This is a genomic window from Puniceibacterium sp. IMCC21224, from assembly GCF_001038505.1.
In the GTDB taxonomy this organism is placed as follows: domain Bacteria; phylum Pseudomonadota; class Alphaproteobacteria; order Rhodobacterales; family Rhodobacteraceae; genus Puniceibacterium.
Map to the genome: position 1 here is coordinate 780926 of NZ_LDPY01000001.1, position 20217 is coordinate 801142.

Below are 20217 nucleotides of genomic sequence, written 5' to 3' on the forward strand. Positions count from 1 at the left end.
AGCCAACATGGAACTGACCCAGATCCCCCCCGCCTATAGCGCCACCAAATCCATGACGACCACGAAACAGGCAACGGAGGCCTCTGGCTCGACCACGCTGAGTTCGGATTTCGAGACGTTTCTGCGCATGCTGACCGTTCAGATGCAGAATCAAGATCCTCTGAACCCGGTCGATTCCTCGGATTACGCAGTGCAATTGGCAACATTCTCGTCGGTTGAGCAGCAGGTGTTGACCAACGATCTGCTCAGTAGCCTGAGCTCGGCACTGACTGGCGGCTCCATGCAGAAACTTTCGGGATGGATCGGAATGGAAGCGTTGGCCCGTGCGCCGGTCGAATTCGCGGGTAGTCCGGTCAATTTGCGTCCCGAATTTGCCTCTGGGGCCGACGCGGCGGTGCTTGTGGTGCGCGATGCGTCTGGCGCCACAGTACAGAGGCTGACACTCGATCTCTCAGAGGATTCAGCGCAATGGGCCGGTGTCGATGACAGCGGCACACTCTATCCCGCAGGAATCTACCGGTTTGATGTGGAAAGCTACCAGAACGACAGCCTGGTAGATACGACTATCGCGCCGGTTTTCAGCCGGATCGAAGAGGCGCGGATCAGCGGTGATGTCGTACTCTTGCGGCTATCGGATGGCACAGAACTCGAATCGTCACTGGTAACAGGCTTGCGTGCGTCAGACTGATTGCATCATAGCGGTTGACCAAATGTGCGTTTGCATCAATTCACCCGACGCCGGATGTCATCGCGGGCGCAGGTATGACATGGCACCGTGTTTCGGCATCGTTTCACAGCCAGGGGTTTGATTGGCCCACAATGCGTCTTCCTATGCTTTGGACGGATATATTAGGGATATATTCACCGCTTTCGCCGGCCCGCACCCCACCAATCCAGTTGAGGACCTGAACTAGGAGGTGAAACGTTGCGCAGTTGGCGCCGGGATATTCCCGAACGCGGCCTTTGTCCTACACTCGATCAGCATCGTCCTGTTCAAGGAGAGCGACGAATGGCAGACATCGAACCGTCACAAGATGGTCGAGGCATTTGCCCAGATCGACGGCGATGAGATTCCCCCATTCTCAGCACAACCACAAAAGCCGACCGATCATAGGCACGGTCCGTCCGAGAATTTACACCGGCTGGACGGAAGGGGCCGGCATTTGCCCTCACTTGCGTCAGAAAGCCTTGTCGTCGCCTGAGTCGCGCGGTGGCCAGTCGCCCTTTCTGAGGTTCCTGCACGATGCGCTGGCCGTCAGCCGCCCGCCGAACACCGGATGCATTCGAGCAATGTCATTCCTCAACGCCACTCTGCTGATGACAAACCAGTGTATAACCGGAATCGCATCGCAGTCTCGGACATCGAATAGGATGGAATCCCAAGTCGAGGATCCCGCAGGTGGCTCGGGTGGGGCGATGGCGTGAAGTCGTCAGTCAATTAGGTGTCCCAATACTTAGAGGCCCGCGAAAATTTCACGATGACTGCAGGCCGATCTGGCGAAGGATATAATCTGGATCTTCTGACAAACTCTCGGCATTCGAAATCGTGAAGCCTGACCCGGGGGTGCGCCGTGGCAGCCAGTCTTTGTCAGCGAGCCCGACGCAGGCAGACACACGGGTATCTCAGCGTGAGCGGCAGCCACCTGTTAAGATTTATACTGGCCCGGCATCGTTTGCCTGCTTGCCACAACGGGGTCGGACAGGTTTTGATGCATGGGGCGACGGGATGTATCGCCCACCAGTGCGCCAGCTTGGCCGCGGTTGCTTCCTGCGCCAGCGTGGGCTGTGCCATGCGCTTGCCCGCCAAAGATCAGCAGGTTGCAAGCCGTCGCTTGTGCCAATGTTCTAATCGCGGAGGCGCCAATCAACCCCCAAAGGTGGGTTTCAGTCCGACAAGTGGCGAGCCGTCGTATCAATTCGAACCGACTGGCCAAGGACGTGGCTGGCTATGGCCGTGTCCTGAGCGCCGGTGCCAGTCAGATCGGCGATCGTGATCGCCTGTTGATCAACTCGGCCCGGCACCTGGCCAACAATGATCGTACCGAGTTCTGGCGGCGGCGCTTTGGTCCAGAGGCCGGCCGCCAGCGCGGATCGAAATTCACCCAGGACTTCGACCTGTGACAGCCGGTCCGCCGCGTAGAGGTCGGCGCGGACAAGCGCCTGTGGCGCTATCTCGTTCTTGTCCGGCGCGTCGGCGCCCATGGCGGTGACATGCAATCCCGGATGCAGCCATTCCGCCTGAAGAACCGGTGCGCGGGCCGGAGTGGTCGTGATCACAAGCTGCGACCGCATGACGAGCTCCTCCGCATCGACCACGGCTTGGGCGGGGATGCCAAGAGTGCGAGACAGATCATCGGCGCAGAGCGCGGCCTTGTCGGCGTCCCGTCCCCAGACCAGCGCCTGAGTGAACGGGCGGACCAGATGTGCCGCTTGCATCTGCAATCGTGCTTGCAGACCGGTCCCGATCACGCCCGCCGTAGAGACGTCTGCCGGGGCCAAATGTCGCGCTGCCACGGCACCAGCGGCGGCAGTCCGCAGATCCGTCAGATAGCCATTGTCGAGCAGCACCGCCCGAACCTGACCAGTGTGTGCAGAAAACACCACCATCAGCCCGCTCAGGCTGGGCAGGCCCAGCGCGGCATTGCCAAAGAAACCGGTGCTGATCTTGATCGCAAAACTGTCAAAGCCGGGGATGCAGGCGGTCTTGATATCCACCTCGCCGTTCTGCGTGGCAAGGTCCATTGACAGCACCGGCGGCATAACCACGCCGCCCTGCGCCAGCGCCACAAACGCCCGTTCGATCACATCGACCAGCCCGAGATCAAGCGTGACCGCCTTGCGCAGGTCAGCCTCGGTCAGGATGCGGATGTCATCCGGCATAGGCGCTTCCTTTTATCGTTACGTCACCCAGGGTCACATCCTGCCCGGTCACGATCCGTGACAGCATCGGCATATCCAGATTGCGCCCCGTCAGGATCGTCCCGAGCGGGCCACTCGGTGCGACCTTGCCGGCCTGAACCGCGGCGATGCCGACGACACTGGCACCTTCGGCGATTATACGTTCCTCGTAAAACAGGGTTTGTAGCGCGCGATAAATCTCGTCCTCGGACACCAGCACCACATCGTCCAGAAAGTCGCGGCACATCGGCAAGGTCAGCCGGTTGCCCGCGCCGATGCCGCCTCCCAGGCTGTCGGCCAGACTGGCGACTTCGGTCACGCCGACCGGGTGCCCGGCACGAATGCTTTGCTCCATTGCGGCACCGCGATCCATGCTGACGCCGACCAGCCTGATCCCGGGTTTCAGCGCCTTGGCGGCACAGGCAACCCCCGCCGCCAGACCACCGCCAGAAAGAGGAACCAGCAGGGTTTCGAGGTCTGGCACCTGACGCAGCATCTCGAAGCCGATGGTGCCTTGTCCTGCGATCACATTCGGATCGTCAAAGGGCGGAATTTCGACCAGCCCTTCTTGGGCGACCAGCCGCAGGCATTCCGCCTGCGCATCGTCCTGAGAGGTGCCGGTAATGCGAACCTCTGCCCCAAGGGCGCGAATGCCGTCGATCTTGGTCTGTGGCACAAGGGCGGACATGCAGATCACCGCGCGCAGCCCTGTCCGGGCCGCAGCCCAGGCGACGCCGCGCCCGTGGTTGCCAGTTGAACAGCAGGTCACGCCTGTTACCGTGTCCGGCAGGGTCGCGACAGCATTGACCGCACCACGGAGTTTGAAAGCACCGATGGGCTGAGCGGTTTCCAGCTTGAGCCAGAAGGGCTGTCCGTAGGTGGTCTGCATATAAGGCGATGGCACCATGGGCGTATTGTCAGCCACACCGCGCAGCACATGCGCCGCGCGTAAAATGTCAGCCGGTGTCACCAAGGGCGTGGGCGTTGTCACGATGCCTCTCATAGTCACAACAGATACCCAGACAGACGATCAGGCATCCGGCGCAATCTCGATCTCGAGTTTCTGAAAATAATCGCGGCCCGGCTCACACAGGCTTTGTTCCAGCGCATCGGTGCCAAACGCCACCGGCATCCCCTGCGCTTCAAGACAGATCCCGGCAAACGGTGCATGTGGGGGGCCGGGCAGCGGGCTGCCATGTGGCCCGAGCGTGTTCGAGGTATAGAGCTGAAGACCACGTTCCTGCGACCAGAGCCGCAGACGCATGCCGTTGGGGGCGGTGACCTCGGCCTTGGGCTGTGTCGTCTGGTTCAGCAGCAGATTGCCGTCCCATCCAGCGCGCTCTTGGTCGGCATCTTCGAGCCGCTTGGGCGTGCGAAAGTCATAACGTGTGCCATCGACCGGGTCGATCCGGCCCATCGGCATGTTGTCGGCGGCATTGGGGGTGTAGGTGTCGGCGTCAATACGCAGGACGTGATCGCGTACCGTGCCGTTGCCCATCAGATTGAAATAAATGTGCTGGGCCAGGTTGATCGGCGTCTTTTGCGACGGCGTGCCCGTCATAATGTAGGTCAGACGGTGCCCATCAAGCCGCATTTCGACGCTGAAATCGACCGCCCCCGGATATCCCTGATCCAGATCTGTCGAGTGGTGGCGCAGCAGCACGGCGCGGGCGCCGTCCCGGTCCATTTGCCAGTTGCTCAGGCCCAGCCCACCGGGGCCGCCGTGAATATGGTTCGGGCCTGAATTGGCGGGCAGTCGGTAGGTGGTTCCGTCGATGTCAAACCGGGCGTTGCGGATCCGGTTCACGACGCGCCCGCAGACTGTGCCCATGGCAACTGGGTTGGTGCGGTAATCCTCGGGGTTGGCGTAGCCCAGTACGACATGGGTGTCGCCGACCTGCCAATCCTGCACTGCGCAGCCCATTGACAGGACAGCGATACGCACATCGCCATCCTGCAGAACGTGGCGTTCGATCGGGGTGTCTTGGGTCATCTGCGCTGCTCCTGCTGTCGCTGCTACACTGTGCCCGAAGCGAGGCGACGTCAAACCGTTGTGGTCGCTTTCCGGCTATACCATCCGCGGCAAAGCGGCATAGGGTGCGCGCATGAGCACGACATCTATTTTTGACAGCCGCTATTCCTGGATTCGTCTGGGTGTGACCCTGTTGATTGCCGTCATGGGCAATGTCGGCATGTGGGCGATCATCGTCATCATGCCAGCGGTCGAGGCCGAATTTGGTGCAGGCCGGGCCGAGGCGTCGCTGCCCTATACCACTACCATGATCGGCTTTGCGCTGGGCAACCTGCTGATTGGTCGCGCGGTCGACTGCTGGGGCATGAGCCTGTCGTTGATCGGCGCGGCGTTGTTGATCGCGGCCAGCTATGCCGCGGCGGCGCTGAGCCCTTCGATCGCTGTGCTGAGCCTGGTGCAGATTGCCGTCGGATTTGGCACGGCGTCCTGTTTCGGGCCGCTGATTGCCGACATTTCACAGTGGTTCATGGCGCGGCGCGGGATTGCCGTGGCTGTCGCCGCATCGGGGAACTATCTGTCCGGGGCGATCTGGCCGGCGCTGCTGGGCTGGTTTGCGGCAGACGCCGGATGGCGCTGGATCTACTCGGCGCTGGCGGTGCTGACGCTGCTGATCATGCTGCCGCTGGCCCTGCTGCTGCGCCGCCGGGTTCCCGAAGACGCGACGCAGGCCGCCGAGGCCCAAGCCTCGACTCGTGCCCGCGCCACCGGGTTCACACCGCGCCAGTTGCAAGTGATGCTGGGGCTGGCAGGCGTTGGCTGTTGCGTGGCGATGTCGATGCCGCAGGTCCATATCGTCTCGCTCTGCGTTGATATGGGGTTTGGCGCGGTTGCCGGAACCGAGATGCTGTCACTGATGTTGCTGGGCGGCGTGGTGTCGCGACTGATATCGGGTGTGATGGCGGACCGGTTGGGCGGCGTTCGCACGTTGCTGATCGGCTCCACGCTGCAATGTCTGGCGTTGTTTCTTTACCTCCCTGCAGGAGGGTTGGTGTCGCTCTATATGGTCAGCCTGGTGTTTGGGCTGAGCCAGGGCGGAATCGTGCCCTCGTATGCCCTGATCGTGCGGGAATATATGCCCGCCCGCGAGGCCGGCGCCCGCGTCGGATTCGTTTTGATGATGACGATCATGGGCATGGCGCTGGGCGGTTGGATGTCAGGTGTGATCTATGACGTGACCGGTAGCTACGAATGGGCGTTCCTGAACGGCATCGCCTGGAACGGCCTGAATATCGCTATCATGATCGTAATCCTGTTGCGCGGGCAACGGGGGCAACGGCTGAACGCTTCGGTTGCGTGATCAAGAGGCCGGGCTGGACCTAACGGGTATCGTCGGGGATATCAGCGTGCAGATGCCGTTCACCGCGCCCTTCGGCAAGGCGGATCTGTTTTTGCCGTTCCCTAAACCGGGCCTTGTCCGCGTCGGATGTCTTGTCAGCGCACAGGTGGCAGGACACGCCCACCTCGTATTCGGGGCGGTTGCGATCTTTGGGTAGGATCGGCAGGCGGCAGGCATGGCACAGCAGATGCGGCCCCTCGCTTAGGCCATGTCCGACCGAAACGCGGCCATCAAAGACAAAGCAATCGCCCTGCCATGTGCTCTGATCCTGTGGCACCTCTTCGAGGTATTTCAGGATGCCGCCCCTGAGGTGGTACACCTCGTCGACGCCTTGCCCCAGAAGATAGTTGGTGGATTTTTCGCAGCGAATGCCGCCGGTGCAAAACATCGCGATGCGTTTGTTGTGAAATCGATGTTTGTTCGCCTCCCACCAGGCCGGGAAATCCCGAAACCGTTCGGTTTGTGGGTCGATCGCGCCGTCAAACGTGCCGATGCTGACCTCGTAGGCGTTGCGGGTGTCGATCACCGCCACATCCGGTGCGGTGATCAGCGCGTTCCAGTCTGCCGGATCAACGTAATGCCCGGTCCCGGCCAGCGGATCGACATCCGGCTGCCCCATGGTCACGATCTCACGCTTGAGCCGGACCTTCAAGCGGGCGAATGGGCGATCCTGCGCGGTCGATGTTTTCCAGTCCAGCGCCTCCAGCCCCGGCAGGGTCCGCAGATGCGTCAGAACCGCGTCAATTCCGTCCGCTGGCCCCGCTATGGTTCCGTTGATCCCCTCATGCGCCAGCAGCAGCGTGCCGGTCACATTCTGCGACTGGCAGAACGCGTGCAGCGGCGCCTGCCATGCGGCGGGGTCCGGGATGCGGGTAAAATGATAGAGGGCGGCGACCTTGAACATGCCAGCGATCTAAGCTGACGGATCGCCGGGATCAAGCCTGCCGACACCAGCTTGACCGTTGCCGCCGCGATGCCTACCCCTGAGGCACCGCATAAGGGAGACGGATATGCAGGCGCTGATCGTGATTGACGTCCAGAATGATTTTTGCCCCGGCGGTGCTCTGGCCGTGGCCGAAGGCGACGAGGTTGTCGCACCGATCAACGCCATGATGGCGGATTTTGACGCGGTGGTTCTGACACAGGATTGGCACCCGGCGGGCCATTCGTCCTTTGCCAGTCAGCATCCGGGCAAGGCCCCGCTGGAGTTAACCGAGATGCCGTATGGGCCGCAGGTGCTTTGGCCCGACCATTGCGTTCAGGGATCAAAGGGGGCGGAATTTCATCCGGACCTGGACACCCACCGTGCCGATCTGATTATCCGCAAGGGATTCCGCGCCGCGATTGACAGCTATTCGGCGTTTTTCGAGAATGACCGCCAGACGCCGACGGGGCTGGACGGATATCTGCGGGCGCGCGGCATCGACACGCTGACGATGGTGGGCCTCGCAACGGATTTTTGCGTCCATCATTCAGCGTTGGATGCTGTGCGGGCTGGGTATGCTGTCACTTTGGTGCAATCCGCTGCGCGCGGTATCGATGTTGGCGGTTCTTTGGCGGCAGCACTGGCTGAAATGCGCAGCGCCGGTGTGGCCTTGTCCTGAGTCGTTGCCGAATTCTTAACTCCCTGCGGGGTACTCGGGTAAGCATGTGAATATCCGGGGTCTGATGTATGGCGATTGCCGCTCCTTCAGTTGACGCACGCATGGCAGCTTTTGAGGCGCGTCATTCGCCCGAGGGTCTGATCTTGCGTTATGCGCACGGGCGGCAGGCGCATTTCGTTGCACGGCAGGTGCTGACGGTTGTCGGGTCTCTTGCACTGGCGATTCTGGTGTCGCCCCATATTGGCATTCTAGTGCTGAGCCTCGCCCTGCTGGGCGAGGGCGTCGATTGGATTGTGCTGCGCCAGGTACCGAATTTCATTGCCAAGGGTTGGGAGTTTCGGCGGATCGAACAGATCACCGGCGGTTCGGCGGCGTTTCAGGCGCTGACCATTGCGGCCTGCGTGCTGTTCACGCTGCTCGCGCTGCCGGACTCGGATCCTGACTTTTTCGCGTTGGCGTTTCTGAGTGGGGCGGCGATGGACGCCGGGCTGGCTTATCCGTTTCATCCCCTAGCTGCGCGATTCCGGCTATGGATCTATGCTGGAACCTGTTGCGCGTTTCTGAATATTGAATTTGCGCTTTCCAGGTCTCTCGATGCGCATCACGCCTACAATTTTCTGGCGGTCTCCATGATGATCTACATGGTGCGGATGTTTTTGACGTTCACGATCCGCAGCTTTGAGCGCAACCTGCACCACAACCGCGAGTTGCTTCAAAGCGCCTGGAACTTGGAGATTGCGAATAGCGAATTGCACGACACTCAGCGCGAGGCGCGGCAATTGTCGCTGGTGGCACGACATGCCAACGACAGCGTGGTTATCTCCGGATTGGATGGGGCGATCCTATGGACCAACGCCGCCTTTACCCGGATAACCGGTTACTCGGCGGCTGAGGCAAAGGGTTGCAGTATCGGTGATCTGCTCAACGGACCTGAGACATCGCCGGACACCATTCGCAGCATTCGCGAGGCGAACAGTGCCGGTCAGCCGATCCGATCCGAGATTCTGAATTACAGAAAGGATGGGCAACAGATCTGGATCGATTCCAACTCCGTGCCAGTCAGGGGAGAGGACGGCGCAGTCGATGTGGTTGTCGCCATTGAGCGCAATGTGACTGACGCCAAAGAACATGCCAGACAGCTGGCCGACGCAATGCACAAGGCACAGGACGCCGCCCGCGCCAAGGCCGCGTTCCTCGCCACGATGAGCCACGAAATTCGCACGCCAATGAATGGTATCATTGGCATGGCGGATCTGCTGAGCGACGCGGATCTGAGCGAGGAGCACCGTCAATACCCCGCGATCATCCGGACCTCGGCCGGCGCGTTGCTCAAGATCATCGATGATATTTTGGACTATTCCAAACTTGGTGCCGACAAGATGCGGGTTGAGTCGACGCCATTTTGTCTTGCGGCCTGTATTCGCGATGCAGCACAGGTACTGCGGTCTGCCGCGCGCGAGAAAAAATTGTATCTGGACATAAGCCACGACAGTGCGCTGCCTGATCCCGTCCTGGGCGATGCTGGGCGGCTTCGCCAAATCCTAATAAATCTGCTGGGCAACGCGGTCAAATTTACGACCAGCGGTGGTGTCACATTGCGGGTCACCTCGACGCCCGAAGCGCAGGGATACCGGATCGATATTCGCGTCACCGACACTGGCTTTGGCGTCGCACCCGAAAACGCAGAGCGGATTTTCGAGCAGTTCGAGCAGGTTGATACCCAGACGACGCGCGCCTTTGGTGGTACCGGACTGGGGCTGGCAATCTCGCGCGAGTTGGCACAGCGCATGGGGGGCGATCTCAGTCTGGACGTAGATCACGTCGGTCCGGGGGCAGCGTTTGCGCTACGGTTCCGGGTTGGGCATACCAGCCGTGATGCCGACGCTGCCGGACAGACGACTTCCCAACCCGCAGTCTCGGGGACCCGCTATACACACAGCCTTGCCGGGCTCAGGCTGTTGGTGGCCGATGACAATGGCACCAACCGCCTGTTGATCGAGCGCTTCTTAAAGGATTTGCAGATCGACCTCAGTTTTGCCTGCGACGGGCACGAAGTTCTGGGACTAGAGCAAGAGCTTCGGCCCGATGTGATCCTGATGGATATTTCGATGCCCGGTCTCGACGGGTTAGCTGCGACACGGGTGCTGCGGGCGCGCCAGCGGCCACAACCCCGCATCGTGGCACTGACGGCAAACGCTTTTGAATCCGATCGAGTGGCCTGTCTTGCGGCTGGCATGGATGATTTCCTGTCAAAGCCGGTCCGCAGGTCGCAACTGATCGAGGCGTTGCACCGGAACTGGCGGGCGGAGAAACCGCTTGGAACCCACCCGCCGCATGACGTATCACGGCACGGATCAACGCATGAGGCCTCTCAGTGGATATCGCAACCCGTGTCTGGAACCATAAATGGAAAATCGACCCGATCGTCCGGTCCCTGATTGACACGGATTTTTACAAGCTGCTGATGTGTCAGTCGGTGTTCCGCAATAATCGGGACACGCAGGTGACGTTCAGCCTCATAAACCGGTCAACGGATATACCGCTGGCGCGGCTGATCGATGAGGGTGAATTGCGTGAACAGCTTGACCATATCCGATCGCTGTCGCTGACACGTGGTGAATCGACCTGGATGCGCGGCAACACCTTTTATGGCAAACGCCAGATGTTTCGCCCGGATTTCATGGACTGGTTCGAAAACCTGTCGTTGCCGCCCTACCACCTTGAGCGGGTCGGCGATCAGTATGAACTGACGTTTGAGGGGGCCTGGCCAGAGGTCATGCTATGGGAAATTCCGGCTCTTGCTGTGTTGATGGAGCTGCGTGGTCGCGCCGTTCTGAATGACATGGGGCGGTTCGAACTACAGGTGCTCTATGCCCGCGCCATGACCAAGCTATGGGAAAAGGTTGGGCACCTGCGCGATGTCCCCGATCTGCGTATCGCCGATTTCGGAACGCGGCGGCGGCATTCCTTTTTGTGGCAGGACTGGTGTGTTCAGGCGATGACCGAAGGGCTGGGCCGCCGCTTTACCGGGACATCCAACTGCCTCATCGCCAAGAATCGCGATCTTGAGGCGATCGGCACCAACGCCCATGAATTGCCTATGGTGTATGCCGCAATGGCACCTGATGATGCCGCGTTGTCTCGCGCGCCCTACGATGTTCTGGCCGACTGGCACGAGGAACACGAAGGCAATCTGCGGATCATTCTGCCCGACACATTTGGCACCGACGGTTTCCTGCGCAACGCGCCGGACTGGCTGGCGGGCTGGACCGGAATGCGCATCGACAGCGGCGATCCGGCCACAGGGGCAGAGCGCGCAATCCGCTGGTGGCAGCAGCGCGGCGAAGATCCGCGCGATAAACTGGTGATCTTTTCCGATGGTCTGGACGTGGACAAGATCCTCGAACTGCACAAACAGTTTCTGGGGCGCGTTCGTGTCAGCTTTGGCTGGGGCACTCTTCTCACCAATGATTTCCGGGGGCTGACTCCGGATGACCGGCTTGCGCCCTTTAGTCTGGTTTGCAAGGCAATCTCGGCGAATGGAAACCCCACAGTGAAATTGTCAGACAACCCCCGCAAGGCGATGGGCCCTGCCGATCAGATTGCCCGATACAAGCGCGTGTTCGACGTCGGTACGCAGCAGGAATTCGAAGTGGTCGTCTGATCCGACAGGAACTGCCGTTCCTTTTGGCGACATGACACTCTAGGACGCGTCCCGAACGCACCCCAGAGGGGATGACATGACCCAGACTTACCCAGTTTATGGGCGCATCGACGGCCCCATCGTGATGATTGGCTTTGGTTCGATCGGCAAAGGCACCTGGCCGTTGATCGAACGGCATTTTGACTGTGACGCCAACAAGTTGACGGTGATCGAACCGAATGCCGGGCAGGCCAATTTCTTGCGTCAGCATGGGCTGAACCATCTACAAGTGGCCATAACCAAATAAAACTATCGCGAGGTTTTGGGAGAGTTGTTCAGGGAGGGCAGAGGGTTCTGCGTCAACCTGTCGGTAGATACCTCCTCGCTCGATTTGATGAAATATTGCCGCGAGCTGGGTGTGCTGTATATCGATACGGTGGTCGTACCTTGGGCCGGATTCTACTTTGACACTCAGAACAATGACGAGGCGACTGGGCCAAGCTGCTGCAAACGCTTGGCGTCAAGGGTGTCCATATTGCGGAACGTGACACGCAGGCCCGCCGTCTGCCCCGCCCGCGCAATGTCTTTGTGAACACCTGGTCGGTCGAGGGGTTTATATCCGAAGGGTTTCAGCGCGCCGAACTGGGCTGGGGCACGCACGAGACCTGGTTTCCCGAGAACGGCCATTCCTATGACACTGGCTGTCAGGCCGGAATATGGCTGGATCGACCCGGTGCGATCACCCGCGTGCACACGTGATGTCCGACCCCTGGTCCGCAATTCGATTATTTGCTGACCCATAACGAAGCGATCTCGATCTCGGACTATTTCACCGTGGGGGCCGCGGCCGCGCCCGAGTTCCGTCCGACCTGCCACTATGCCTATCATCAGTCGGACGCCGCCGTGCTGTCCCTGCACGAGATGTTCGGTTCGGGCCGCCAACAGACCAAACACCACATCCTGACCGATGACGAGATCGCCGAAGGCATCGACGAGCTTGGGGTACTGCTGTTCGGCCACCGGAAAATGCGCTTTGGTATGGGTCACGTCTGTCGAATGCGGAAAGCCGCGATCTGGCACCGTACTAGAACGCCACGGGCCTCTAGGTCAGTTCCGCCGTGCTGGCTGGTATGGTTTGGGCGCTTGAAAACCCGAATGCCGGGATAGTTGGGACGGACGAGATGGATCACGCGCGCTGTCTTGAGGTGCAAAAACCCTATCTTGGCCCGGTCGAAGTGCATTATACCGACTGGACCCCGCTTCACGACCGATGGGAGTATTTTCCCGAAGATATTGATAAAAGTGACCCGTGGCAGTTTCGCAACGTGCTGGCAACCTGACCAGCCCGGGCACTTGCTGCTTTTCACGCCCGCACCTGCCCGCTAAGCACGGCGGACAAGGAGACCCATGATGACGACCATTCAACCGCAGCCCGGCATACTCGACATTACACCCTATGAGGGCGGCAAGGCCGTGGTGGGTGGCGTGTCGAACGTCGTCAAGCTTAGCTCGAACGAGAACCCGTTTGGTCCCAGCCCTGCCGCGAAAGAGGCGGTGCAGCGGTCGGTTCACGAATTGCACCGCTATCCGTCGACCGATCACGCGGCGCTGCGCACGGCGATCGCCGAGGTTCACGGGCTGGACGCGGGGCGCATCATCTGCGGCGTCGGCAGCGACGAAATCCTGCACCTGATCTGCCAGTGTTATGCCGGGCCGGGGGATGAGGTGATCCACACCGAACATGGTTTTGCGATCTACCGGATTTGCACGCTGGCGACTGGGGCGCGCCCTATAGAGGTTGCGGAACAGGAACGTGTCACCGATGTTGACGCGATTCTGGCAGGCTGCACTGAGCGGACAAAACTGGTGTTCATCGCCAACCCGAACAACCCCACCGGCACAATGATCGGCATGGCCGAGATCGAGCGGCTGGCCGCGGGCATTCCGCCGGAGGCATTGCTGGTGCTTGACGGGGCCTATGCCGATTATGTCGAAGGGTATGATGGCGGGGCGCGGTTGGTTGAGTCGCGCGACAACGTGGTGATGACCCGTACGTTTTCCAAGCTATATGGCCTGGGCGGAATGCGTGTCGGGTGGGGCTATGCGCCGCAGGCGGTCATCGACGTGCTGAACCGTATTCGCGGCCCGTTCAACCTGTCCAGCACCGCGCTGGCGGCCGCCGAAGCGGCAATCCGCGATCAGGCCTATGTCGAAAAATGCCGGGCCGAGAATACCAAAATGCGCGCCTGGCTCTGCGAGGCGCTGGCCGAACACGGCGTGCCGTCCGACACCTCGACCGCGAATTTTGTGCTGGCCCGGTTCGGGTCCGTCAAAGAGGCCGAGGATTGCGATACTTTCCTGCAAAGTCAGGGGCTGATCGTGCGGCGGGTGGCAGGCTACAAGCTGCCGCAAGCGCTGCGTATCACCGTGGGGGACGAGGCGTCGTGCCGTCGCGTTGCCCATGCCGTGGGATTGTTCAAGGCGGGTCAGCGATGATCCTGGAAACCACGCAACAGGTCTATGGCAAGGTCGCGCTGATTGGCCTTGGCCTGATCGCCTCTTCTATGTTCTGGGCGATGAAACGGCGCGGCGTTGCCGGTAGCGTGTCGGGCTATGCAAGGTCAGAGGCAACCCGCGACACCGCCCGGCGCATCGGGCTATGTGATGTTGTGTGCGACACCGCGATTGCGGCAGTGGCCGATGCCGATCTGGTGGTGCTCGCCGTGCCGGTTGGCGCGATGGGGGCTGTCGCGCAACAGATCGGGCCGCATCTCAAACCCGGCTGCACCGTCACCGATGTCGGATCGGTCAAGAAAACCGTGATCGAGGCGGTCGCGCCGCATCTGCCGCAGGGTGTCCATTTTGTGCCCGGTCATCCGCTGGCCGGGACGGAACATTCGGGACCGGAATCGGGCTTTGCGACTCTCTTTGACAACCGCTGGAGTCTGCTTGTCCCGGTCGAAGGGACGGATCCGGCTGCACTGGATCGGTTGCGGCTTTACTGGGAACGGTTGGGCGCGAATGTCGACGTGATGGATGCCGAACATCATGACCTTGTTCTGGCAGTGACCAGTCACACGCCGCACCTGATTGCCTATACGATGGTGGGTGTCGCCGACGATCTGGGCCGTGTGACCGACAGCGAAGTGATCAAATATTCCGCCGCCGGGTTCCGGGATTTCACCCGGATCGCCGCGTCGGACCCGACGATGTGGCGCGATGTGTTTCTAAACAACAAAGAGGCAACGCTCGAGATTCTGGGAAGGTTCACCGAGGAATTATTTGCCCTGCAACGCGCCATCCGCACTGGCGACGGCGATCACCTGCATGACTATTTTACGCGGACGCGGGCGATCCGGCGTGGTATCATCGACGCGGGACAGGACACGGATGCCCCCGACTTCGGGCGCACCAAATTGGAGCGCTGATGCGGTTTTACTTGTGGTTTCTAGTGGTTGTGTCGCTGACAGGCCCGGTTTTCTCAAAGGCACCAGAGGTGTCGATACGACCGATCCTGCGGGGTGGCGCGGCGCCGGTTGAAGCGGACAACGTGCTTGCCACCCCCTCACTGGCGAAAATCCGCCCTCATTTGCGTCCGATCCAGACCAAAGGTGTGCTGGCAGATAACCTCGCTCAGGCGCTGGCGTTACAAAATTTGCCCGCCTACGTGGCGGTGCCGCAATCCGAAACCGAGGCCGAGCGGCTGGCCTTTGCCACCCTGTCGCCACAGGCCATCGGTAGCGCTCTGCGCCCGTCGTTGCGGCCCAAGTCGATGGTGGAAAAGGTCATGGCCAAACGGCGCGCGCGCCAAAAAGGCGCGGTTTGCGGTGACCCCGACCTACAGGGCGAAGCCGTTGGCTATGTTCCGGGCCGGATCAATGGCTGCGGTATCAAGGACGCGATCAGCCTGCGCTCGGTCTCGGGTGTGCCGCTTAGCCAGCATGCGCAGATCGATTGCACTACGGCCAAGGCCCTCAAGACCTGGGTGAACAAGGGGCTGAAACCTGCGGTTGGCAGCCGGGGTGGTGGTGTCCTTGGGTTGCGGGTGGCGGCGCACTACGCCTGCCGTCCGCGCAACAACCAGAGCGGTGCCAAGATTTCGGAACACGGTCGCGGGCGGGCCATCGACATTTCGGGTGTGACGCTGCGCGACGGATCTGAAATCACCGTGCTGGGCGGCTGGGGGTCGAAACGCGATGGCGCAGTTCTGCGCAAGATGCACAAGGCGGCCTGCGGGCCGTTCGGCACCGTTCTCGGGCCACAGTCAGATCGGTTCCATCAGGACCATTTCCATTTTGATACAGCGCGTTACCGCAGCGGTGCCTACTGCCGGTGATCGCGCGACTGCTGGCTGGGTTAACGATCGGCCAGACGTGATTCTGCCCGGCATCGGGTATCTGGAAACACTTGTGCGGGGATCGCGAAATTAGGCGCAATTCAGGCAACATTATGGCGAAAATGTGGCGATGCGCTTGCGGGTGACCGCCTGTCATCGCAATGTCCGGCATATGGGCGGGGGCCCACTTACCGGAGAAGACTTGATGCACGCAACCTGCCTGACTGCTCTGATCGCCATATTCACCCTGTCGCTACAAGCGGGGCAAACGTGGTTCCAAAATCAGAGCGTGGCGGACAGGAGCCCGGTGTCATCTTGTTCTGCGCGGAATATCGACCCCGCGATTGAAGGCAGCTGCGACGGCACAAATTCCGTTCAGCCAATTCCCGGAAAATGGACCGTGGGGCCGGGGGCGGGCGCATTGCCCGACCGGCCCCAGGATCCGGCGGGCGTGCAACGTCCCGTCAAGATCAAAACCAACGATACACCGACGCAGCGGCCTGTTCGTATGATTATCCGGCGCAGTCAACTCAGGACGGTGTGACGCGGGCTGCGTGTCACATGGTCTCGAGCAGGCTTGATAGCACCGCCTGAGCACTGTCCGACGCCCAGTCTGCGTCGCCTTGCAAACGGGCGATTTCCTGACCTTCGGGGTTCAGGATCACTGTAATCGGCAGGCCGAGCACACCCATTTCCCGCGACAACAGCGATTTTGGATCGCGGTTCAGCGGCAGGCTGGTCACGCCAATCTCGGCAAAGAATGCCTTCATCGCCGGGGGCGGGTTGCGGCCTGTTGCAATGGTCACCACCTCAAAACGGTCGCCGCCCAGCAGATCCTGCAATTCGGCGAGTTGGGGCATCTCCTCGCGGCAGGGTGCGCACCAGGTCGCCCAAAAATTCACCAGCACATATTTACCGGCATAATCCGCCAGGGTCAGCGGCGCGCCGTCAAAGGTTTGGAATTCGGCGGTTCCGGCCGGTTTCGGTTCCGAATGGAAGTTCAGCTTTTTCATGTCCCCGTCGCGCAGGGCGGCGGCGGCACTGATGTCGGCAGAGGCCGGGTTTGCAAGCATGACAGCGCCGGTATAGATGAGCGCGAGAAGAAACCGTTTCATTTTGCCTCCGAAGGGCCGTTTAAAATGTCTGACACAACCTCGAACCAGATGTGGGGCGGCCGCTTTGCCGCTGGCCCGGATGCGATCATGGAGGCGATCAACGCCTCGATCGGATTCGATCAGCGGATGGCGGCACAGGATATCGCCGGATCAAGGGCCCATGCCGCCATGCTGGCATCCACGGGCATCGTGCAGGCTAGCGATGTCGACGCGATCCGGAAAGGCCTGCTCACGGTCTTGTCAGAGATCGAGGGCGGAACCTTTGAATTTTCCACCGCGCTCGAAGATATCCACATGAATGTGGAGGCGCGATTGACTGCGCTGATCGGCGATCCCGCAGGGCGGTTGCATACTGCGCGGTCGCGCAACGATCAGGTGGCGACCGATTTTCGCCTCTGGGTCCGTGATCAGTTGGACGCGGCCGAACAGGGGCTGAAGGCACTGATCCGGGCGCTGCTGGGTCAGGCCGAAGCTGGCGCGGATTGGGTTATGCCCGGCTTCACCCATTTGCAAACCGCACAACCGGTGACCTGGGGCCACCACATGATGGCCTATGTCGAAATGTTTGGCCGCGATCTGAGCCGGGTCCGCGATGCCCGCAAGCGGATGAATGAATCGCCCTTGGGGGCGGCGGCCCTTGCCGGTACGTCGTTCCCCATCGACCGGCAGATGACAGCCGAGGCGCTGGGCTTTGACCGTCCGATGGCGAATTCCCTTGATGCAGTGTCGGATCGTGATTTCGCGCTGGAGTTCCTGTCCTGCGCCTCGATCTGCGCCATGCACCTGTCGCGCTTTGCCGAAGAACTGGTGATCTGGTCCTCGGCGCAATTCCGCTTTGTCACGCTGTCTGATCGGTTCTCGACCGGGTCGTCGATCATGCCGCAGAAAAAGAACCCCGACGCCGCTGAACTGATCCGCGCCAAGATCGGGCGTATCTTTGGTGCCAACGTGGCGCTGATGATGGTGATGAAGGGGCTGCCACTGGCCTATTCCAAGGACATGCAAGAAGACAAGGAACAGGTCTTTGATGCCGCCGACAACCTGATGCTGGCGCTGGCCGCGATGGAGGGGATGGTCCGCGATATGTCCGCCAACCGCGATAGCCTCGAGGTGGCTGCCGCCAGCGGTTTCTCGACCGCGACGGATCTGGCCGACTGGCTGGTGCGCGTGCTTGATCTGCCATTCCGTCAGGCGCATCATGTGACTGGCGCATTGGTCGCGTTGGCGGAAAAGCAGGGCTGCGATCTGCCGGAACTGACGCTGAGCGATATGCAGGCTGTACATGCGGGGATCACTGACGCAGTGTTCGAGGTGCTGGGTGTACAAAATTCCGTCGCCAGCCGCACCAGTTATGGCGGTACAGCCCCGGTGCGCGTGCGCGAACAGGTGGCCCGCTGGCAGGAGAGTCTGGGATGAGATGTCTGGCCATATTAGCTCTGCTGACCTTGGCTGCATGCGGCGCGGATGGTGAGCCGGTCCAGCCGCAATATTCCGGAAATGTGACTGTCGGTTCGGGCGGGGTGCGTGTCGGCGGCGGGGTTGGTGTGCGTCAGGGGCCATTCTCGGTGGGTGTCGGATTCTGATGCCTTTGCGGTACATTTGGCTGGCGCTGGCGCTTTGGGGCGCGGTGCATCCGATGTACTGGTTCATCAGCTTTCTCGCCCATAATGGCGGGAGTATGAACGCGCTGATCGAGGCCTGGTATGTCAATGCCTCGGCGACGGGACTTGCCTGGGATCGGATCATCGCCGCCATTGTCCTGACGCTTTGGGCGATTGCCGAAGTGTCCGTGCGGCGCAATTGGCCGGCATTGATCGCGATTCCGGTGACATTTTGCATCGGCGTTGGCTGTGGCTTGCCGCTCTATCTTTATTTCCGTTCGCGCCCCATCGGCTGAACCGTGTCCGCGGGGCGAACTGAACGTAATTCGATCTCGTTATGCCCATATAAGTACTCTGAATTTTCCGGGTCGGCCGTCATCGTCTAAGGTCGGGTGAACCATTCAGGGTCCGGTATGAAAGACACTCAGAACGACGCAGAGATTCGGGGCATCGCCGCCCAGCCGCAGGCTGGCGGGTATACTGTGAGCAGACGGATCAGCCGCGCCCACAACATTGCTGATCTGCAAAGGGCGGCATTGCGTCGTCTGCCACGGGCGATTGCCGATTTTATCGACGGCGGTGCCGAAGATGAAGTTACATTGCAGCGCAACCGGCAGGCATGGGCCGAACCCAGGTTTGCGCCGCACATTCTGACAGATGTGACCGAGGTTGACCTGACGACGCGCATCCTCGATTCTGAGTGGGCGCAGCCGTTCATGATCGGGCCGACCGGAGCTGCGGGGTTTCTGTGGCCCGATGGAGATCTGGCGCTGGCCCGGGCGGCTGCCAGCGCAGGCGTACCGTTCGCCCTGTCGACCAGCGCAAACATTTCCATCGAGGCCCTCAGAGCCTCGGTTGACGGATCACTCTGGTTCCAATGCTACATCTTCAAGCAACGTGATTTCAGTGACGCGCTCATCGCGCGCGCCCTTGCCGCAGGGTATGATGCTCTGGTGATTACGGTGGATTTCCCCGTTGGCGGTAATCGTGAGAGGGATCACAAAAACGATTTCACCATGCCGTTCCGCTTTACCCCGCGCATTGTCTGGGATTTTGTGATTCATCCACGCTGGTCGCTGTCGATCCTGCGGCACGGCACACCCCAGCTGGCGAATTTGCAGGGGTTTGCGGCGTCAAATGATACTGCGACCGTCGCCTCTTCGGTTGGGCGAAACTATGACGCGGCGTTCAACTGGGACGATCTTGCCCGCATCCGTGACCGTTGGCCGCGCAAGCTGATCGTCAAAGGCGTGGTGCGGCCTGATGATGCGGAACGGTTGATTGATCTCGGGGTGGACGCCATCGTGGTGTCCAACCATGGCGGTCGCCAGTTGGACGCTGGAATCGCGACACTGGATGCCTTGCCTGGTGTCGTTGCGGCTGCGCGGGGTCGGGTGCCGGTCCTGATTGACGGTGGCATCCGGCGCGGCAGCGATATCGTCAAGGCGATCGCGCTTGGCGCGTCCGGTGTGCTTTTGGGCCGAGCGACGTTGTTCGGCCTGGCGGCGGGCGGGTCGGTGGGCGTGGCCCGTGCGCTCGACATTCTGCGCAGCGAAGTGAAGCGGACGATGCAGTTTTGCGGCGTGACCCGTGTTGCTGACATCGGGCCAGACATCCTCGCCCCAGCGCGAGGGATAGATAATGGAGACTGA

The 20217-nt window shown here is 60.9% G+C and carries 18 protein-coding genes and 1 pseudogene; 14 read left to right on the forward strand and 5 right to left on the reverse strand.

Annotation, left to right across the window (positions count from 1 at the left end):
* The first annotated feature begins 7 nt into the window (after nt 1–7).
* Nucleotides 8–688 (forward strand): flagellar hook capping FlgD N-terminal domain-containing protein, encoded by a 681-nt coding sequence (locus IMCC21224_RS03570; RefSeq protein WP_047994178.1) that lies wholly within the window; start codon nt 8–10, stop codon nt 686–688.
* Nucleotides 689–917: 229 nt separating this feature from the next.
* Entirely contained in the window at nt 918–1202 is a 285-nt protein-coding gene (locus IMCC21224_RS03575) for a hypothetical protein (protein WP_047994179.1), read from the forward strand.
* Nucleotides 1203–1884: 682 nt separating this feature from the next.
* Here the strand turns inward: IMCC21224_RS03575 and IMCC21224_RS03580 are convergent.
* The 3 genes from IMCC21224_RS03580 to IMCC21224_RS03590 are packed head-to-tail and all read right to left on the reverse strand — an operon-like array spanning nt 1885 to nt 4891.
* Nucleotides 1885–2880 (reverse strand): cyclodeaminase, encoded by a 996-nt coding sequence (locus IMCC21224_RS03580; RefSeq protein ID WP_047994180.1) that lies wholly within the window; start codon nt 2878–2880, stop codon nt 1885–1887.
* Nucleotides 2870–3889 carry a hydroxyectoine utilization dehydratase EutB gene (eutB, locus tag IMCC21224_RS03585; RefSeq protein WP_231582010.1) on the reverse strand — a complete coding sequence of 340 codons (1020 nt, stop codon included), beginning with the start codon at nt 3887–3889 and terminating at the stop codon, nt 2870–2872. Before eutB ends, IMCC21224_RS03580 begins: the two co-directional genes overlap by 11 nt.
* Nucleotides 3890–3928: 39 nt before the next feature.
* A complete protein-coding gene (locus IMCC21224_RS03590) occupies nt 3929–4891 on the reverse strand; it encodes an aldose epimerase family protein (protein WP_053078881.1) in 963 nt (320 codons plus the stop codon).
* Between the two features lie 112 nt (nt 4892–5003).
* On the opposite strand from IMCC21224_RS03590, the gene IMCC21224_RS03595 reads away from it, so the two are divergent.
* Nucleotides 5004–6227: a CynX/NimT family MFS transporter gene (locus IMCC21224_RS03595; protein WP_047994182.1), complete on the forward strand. Its 1224-nt coding sequence runs from the start codon at nt 5004–5006 to the stop codon at nt 6225–6227.
* 19 nt (nt 6228–6246) lie between these two features.
* Here IMCC21224_RS03595 and IMCC21224_RS03600 read toward each other — a convergent pair whose 3' ends face one another.
* Nucleotides 6247–7170: a rhodanese-related sulfurtransferase gene (locus IMCC21224_RS03600; protein ID WP_047994183.1), complete on the reverse strand. Its 924-nt coding sequence runs from the start codon at nt 7168–7170 to the stop codon at nt 6247–6249.
* A gap of 106 nt (nt 7171–7276) precedes the next feature.
* On the opposite strand from IMCC21224_RS03600, the gene pncA reads away from it, so the two are divergent.
* The 7 genes and pseudogenes from pncA to IMCC21224_RS03635 all read left to right on the forward strand — a co-directional run bounded on the left by pncA (nt 7277) and on the right by IMCC21224_RS03635 (nt 15849).
* Nucleotides 7277–7870 (forward strand): bifunctional nicotinamidase/pyrazinamidase, encoded by a 594-nt coding sequence (gene pncA / locus IMCC21224_RS03605; protein WP_047994184.1) that lies wholly within the window; start codon nt 7277–7279, stop codon nt 7868–7870.
* A gap of 101 nt (nt 7871–7971) precedes the next feature.
* Complete coding sequence (locus tag IMCC21224_RS03610) at nt 7972–10308, forward strand: PAS domain-containing hybrid sensor histidine kinase/response regulator (RefSeq protein WP_231582011.1); 2337 nt, start codon at nt 7972–7974, stop codon at nt 10306–10308.
* Nucleotides 10245–11534: a nicotinate phosphoribosyltransferase gene (gene pncB, locus IMCC21224_RS03615; RefSeq protein WP_047996848.1), complete on the forward strand. Its 1290-nt coding sequence runs from the start codon at nt 10245–10247 to the stop codon at nt 11532–11534. The genes IMCC21224_RS03610 and pncB overlap by 64 nt, the downstream gene beginning before the upstream one ends.
* 76 nt (nt 11535–11610) lie before the next feature.
* A pseudogene (locus tag IMCC21224_RS03620) lies at nt 11611–12853 on the forward strand (saccharopine dehydrogenase NADP-binding domain-containing protein).
* Between the two features lie 67 nt (nt 12854–12920).
* On the forward strand, nt 12921–14009 hold the full coding sequence (hisC, locus tag IMCC21224_RS03625; protein ID WP_197089161.1) for a histidinol-phosphate transaminase: 1089 nt from the start codon (nt 12921–12923) through the stop codon (nt 14007–14009).
* The gene (locus tag IMCC21224_RS03630; protein ID WP_047994186.1) at nt 14006–14941 is read left to right on the forward strand and encodes a prephenate/arogenate dehydrogenase family protein; all 936 of its coding nucleotides are present in this window, start codon (nt 14006–14008) and stop codon (nt 14939–14941) included. The genes hisC and IMCC21224_RS03630 overlap by 4 nt, the downstream gene beginning before the upstream one ends.
* A complete protein-coding gene (locus tag IMCC21224_RS03635) occupies nt 14941–15849 on the forward strand; it encodes an extensin family protein (protein ID WP_047994187.1) in 909 nt (302 codons plus the stop codon). Before IMCC21224_RS03630 ends, IMCC21224_RS03635 begins: the two co-directional genes overlap by 1 nt.
* 557 nt (nt 15850–16406) lie before the next feature.
* Here the strand turns inward: IMCC21224_RS03635 and IMCC21224_RS03645 are convergent.
* Nucleotides 16407–16964, reverse strand: coding sequence for a TlpA disulfide reductase family protein (locus tag IMCC21224_RS03645; RefSeq protein ID WP_047994189.1), 558 nt, complete (start codon nt 16962–16964; stop codon nt 16407–16409).
* A 24-nt stretch (nt 16965–16988) separates the two neighbouring features.
* On the opposite strand from IMCC21224_RS03645, the gene argH reads away from it, so the two are divergent.
* From argH to IMCC21224_RS03660, 4 genes are all read left to right on the forward strand, one after another.
* Nucleotides 16989–18380 (forward strand): argininosuccinate lyase, encoded by a 1392-nt coding sequence (gene argH / locus IMCC21224_RS03650; protein WP_047994190.1) that lies wholly within the window; start codon nt 16989–16991, stop codon nt 18378–18380.
* Entirely contained in the window at nt 18377–18547 is a 171-nt protein-coding gene (locus IMCC21224_RS28160) for a hypothetical protein (RefSeq protein WP_197089162.1), read from the forward strand. Before argH ends, IMCC21224_RS28160 begins: the two co-directional genes overlap by 4 nt.
* Nucleotides 18547–18861 (forward strand): DUF2834 domain-containing protein, encoded by a 315-nt coding sequence (locus IMCC21224_RS03655; protein ID WP_082135117.1) that lies wholly within the window; start codon nt 18547–18549, stop codon nt 18859–18861. Before IMCC21224_RS28160 ends, IMCC21224_RS03655 begins: the two co-directional genes overlap by 1 nt.
* A gap of 117 nt (nt 18862–18978) precedes the next feature.
* Nucleotides 18979–20217: an alpha-hydroxy acid oxidase gene (locus IMCC21224_RS03660; RefSeq protein WP_082135118.1), complete on the forward strand. Its 1239-nt coding sequence runs from the start codon at nt 18979–18981 to the stop codon at nt 20215–20217.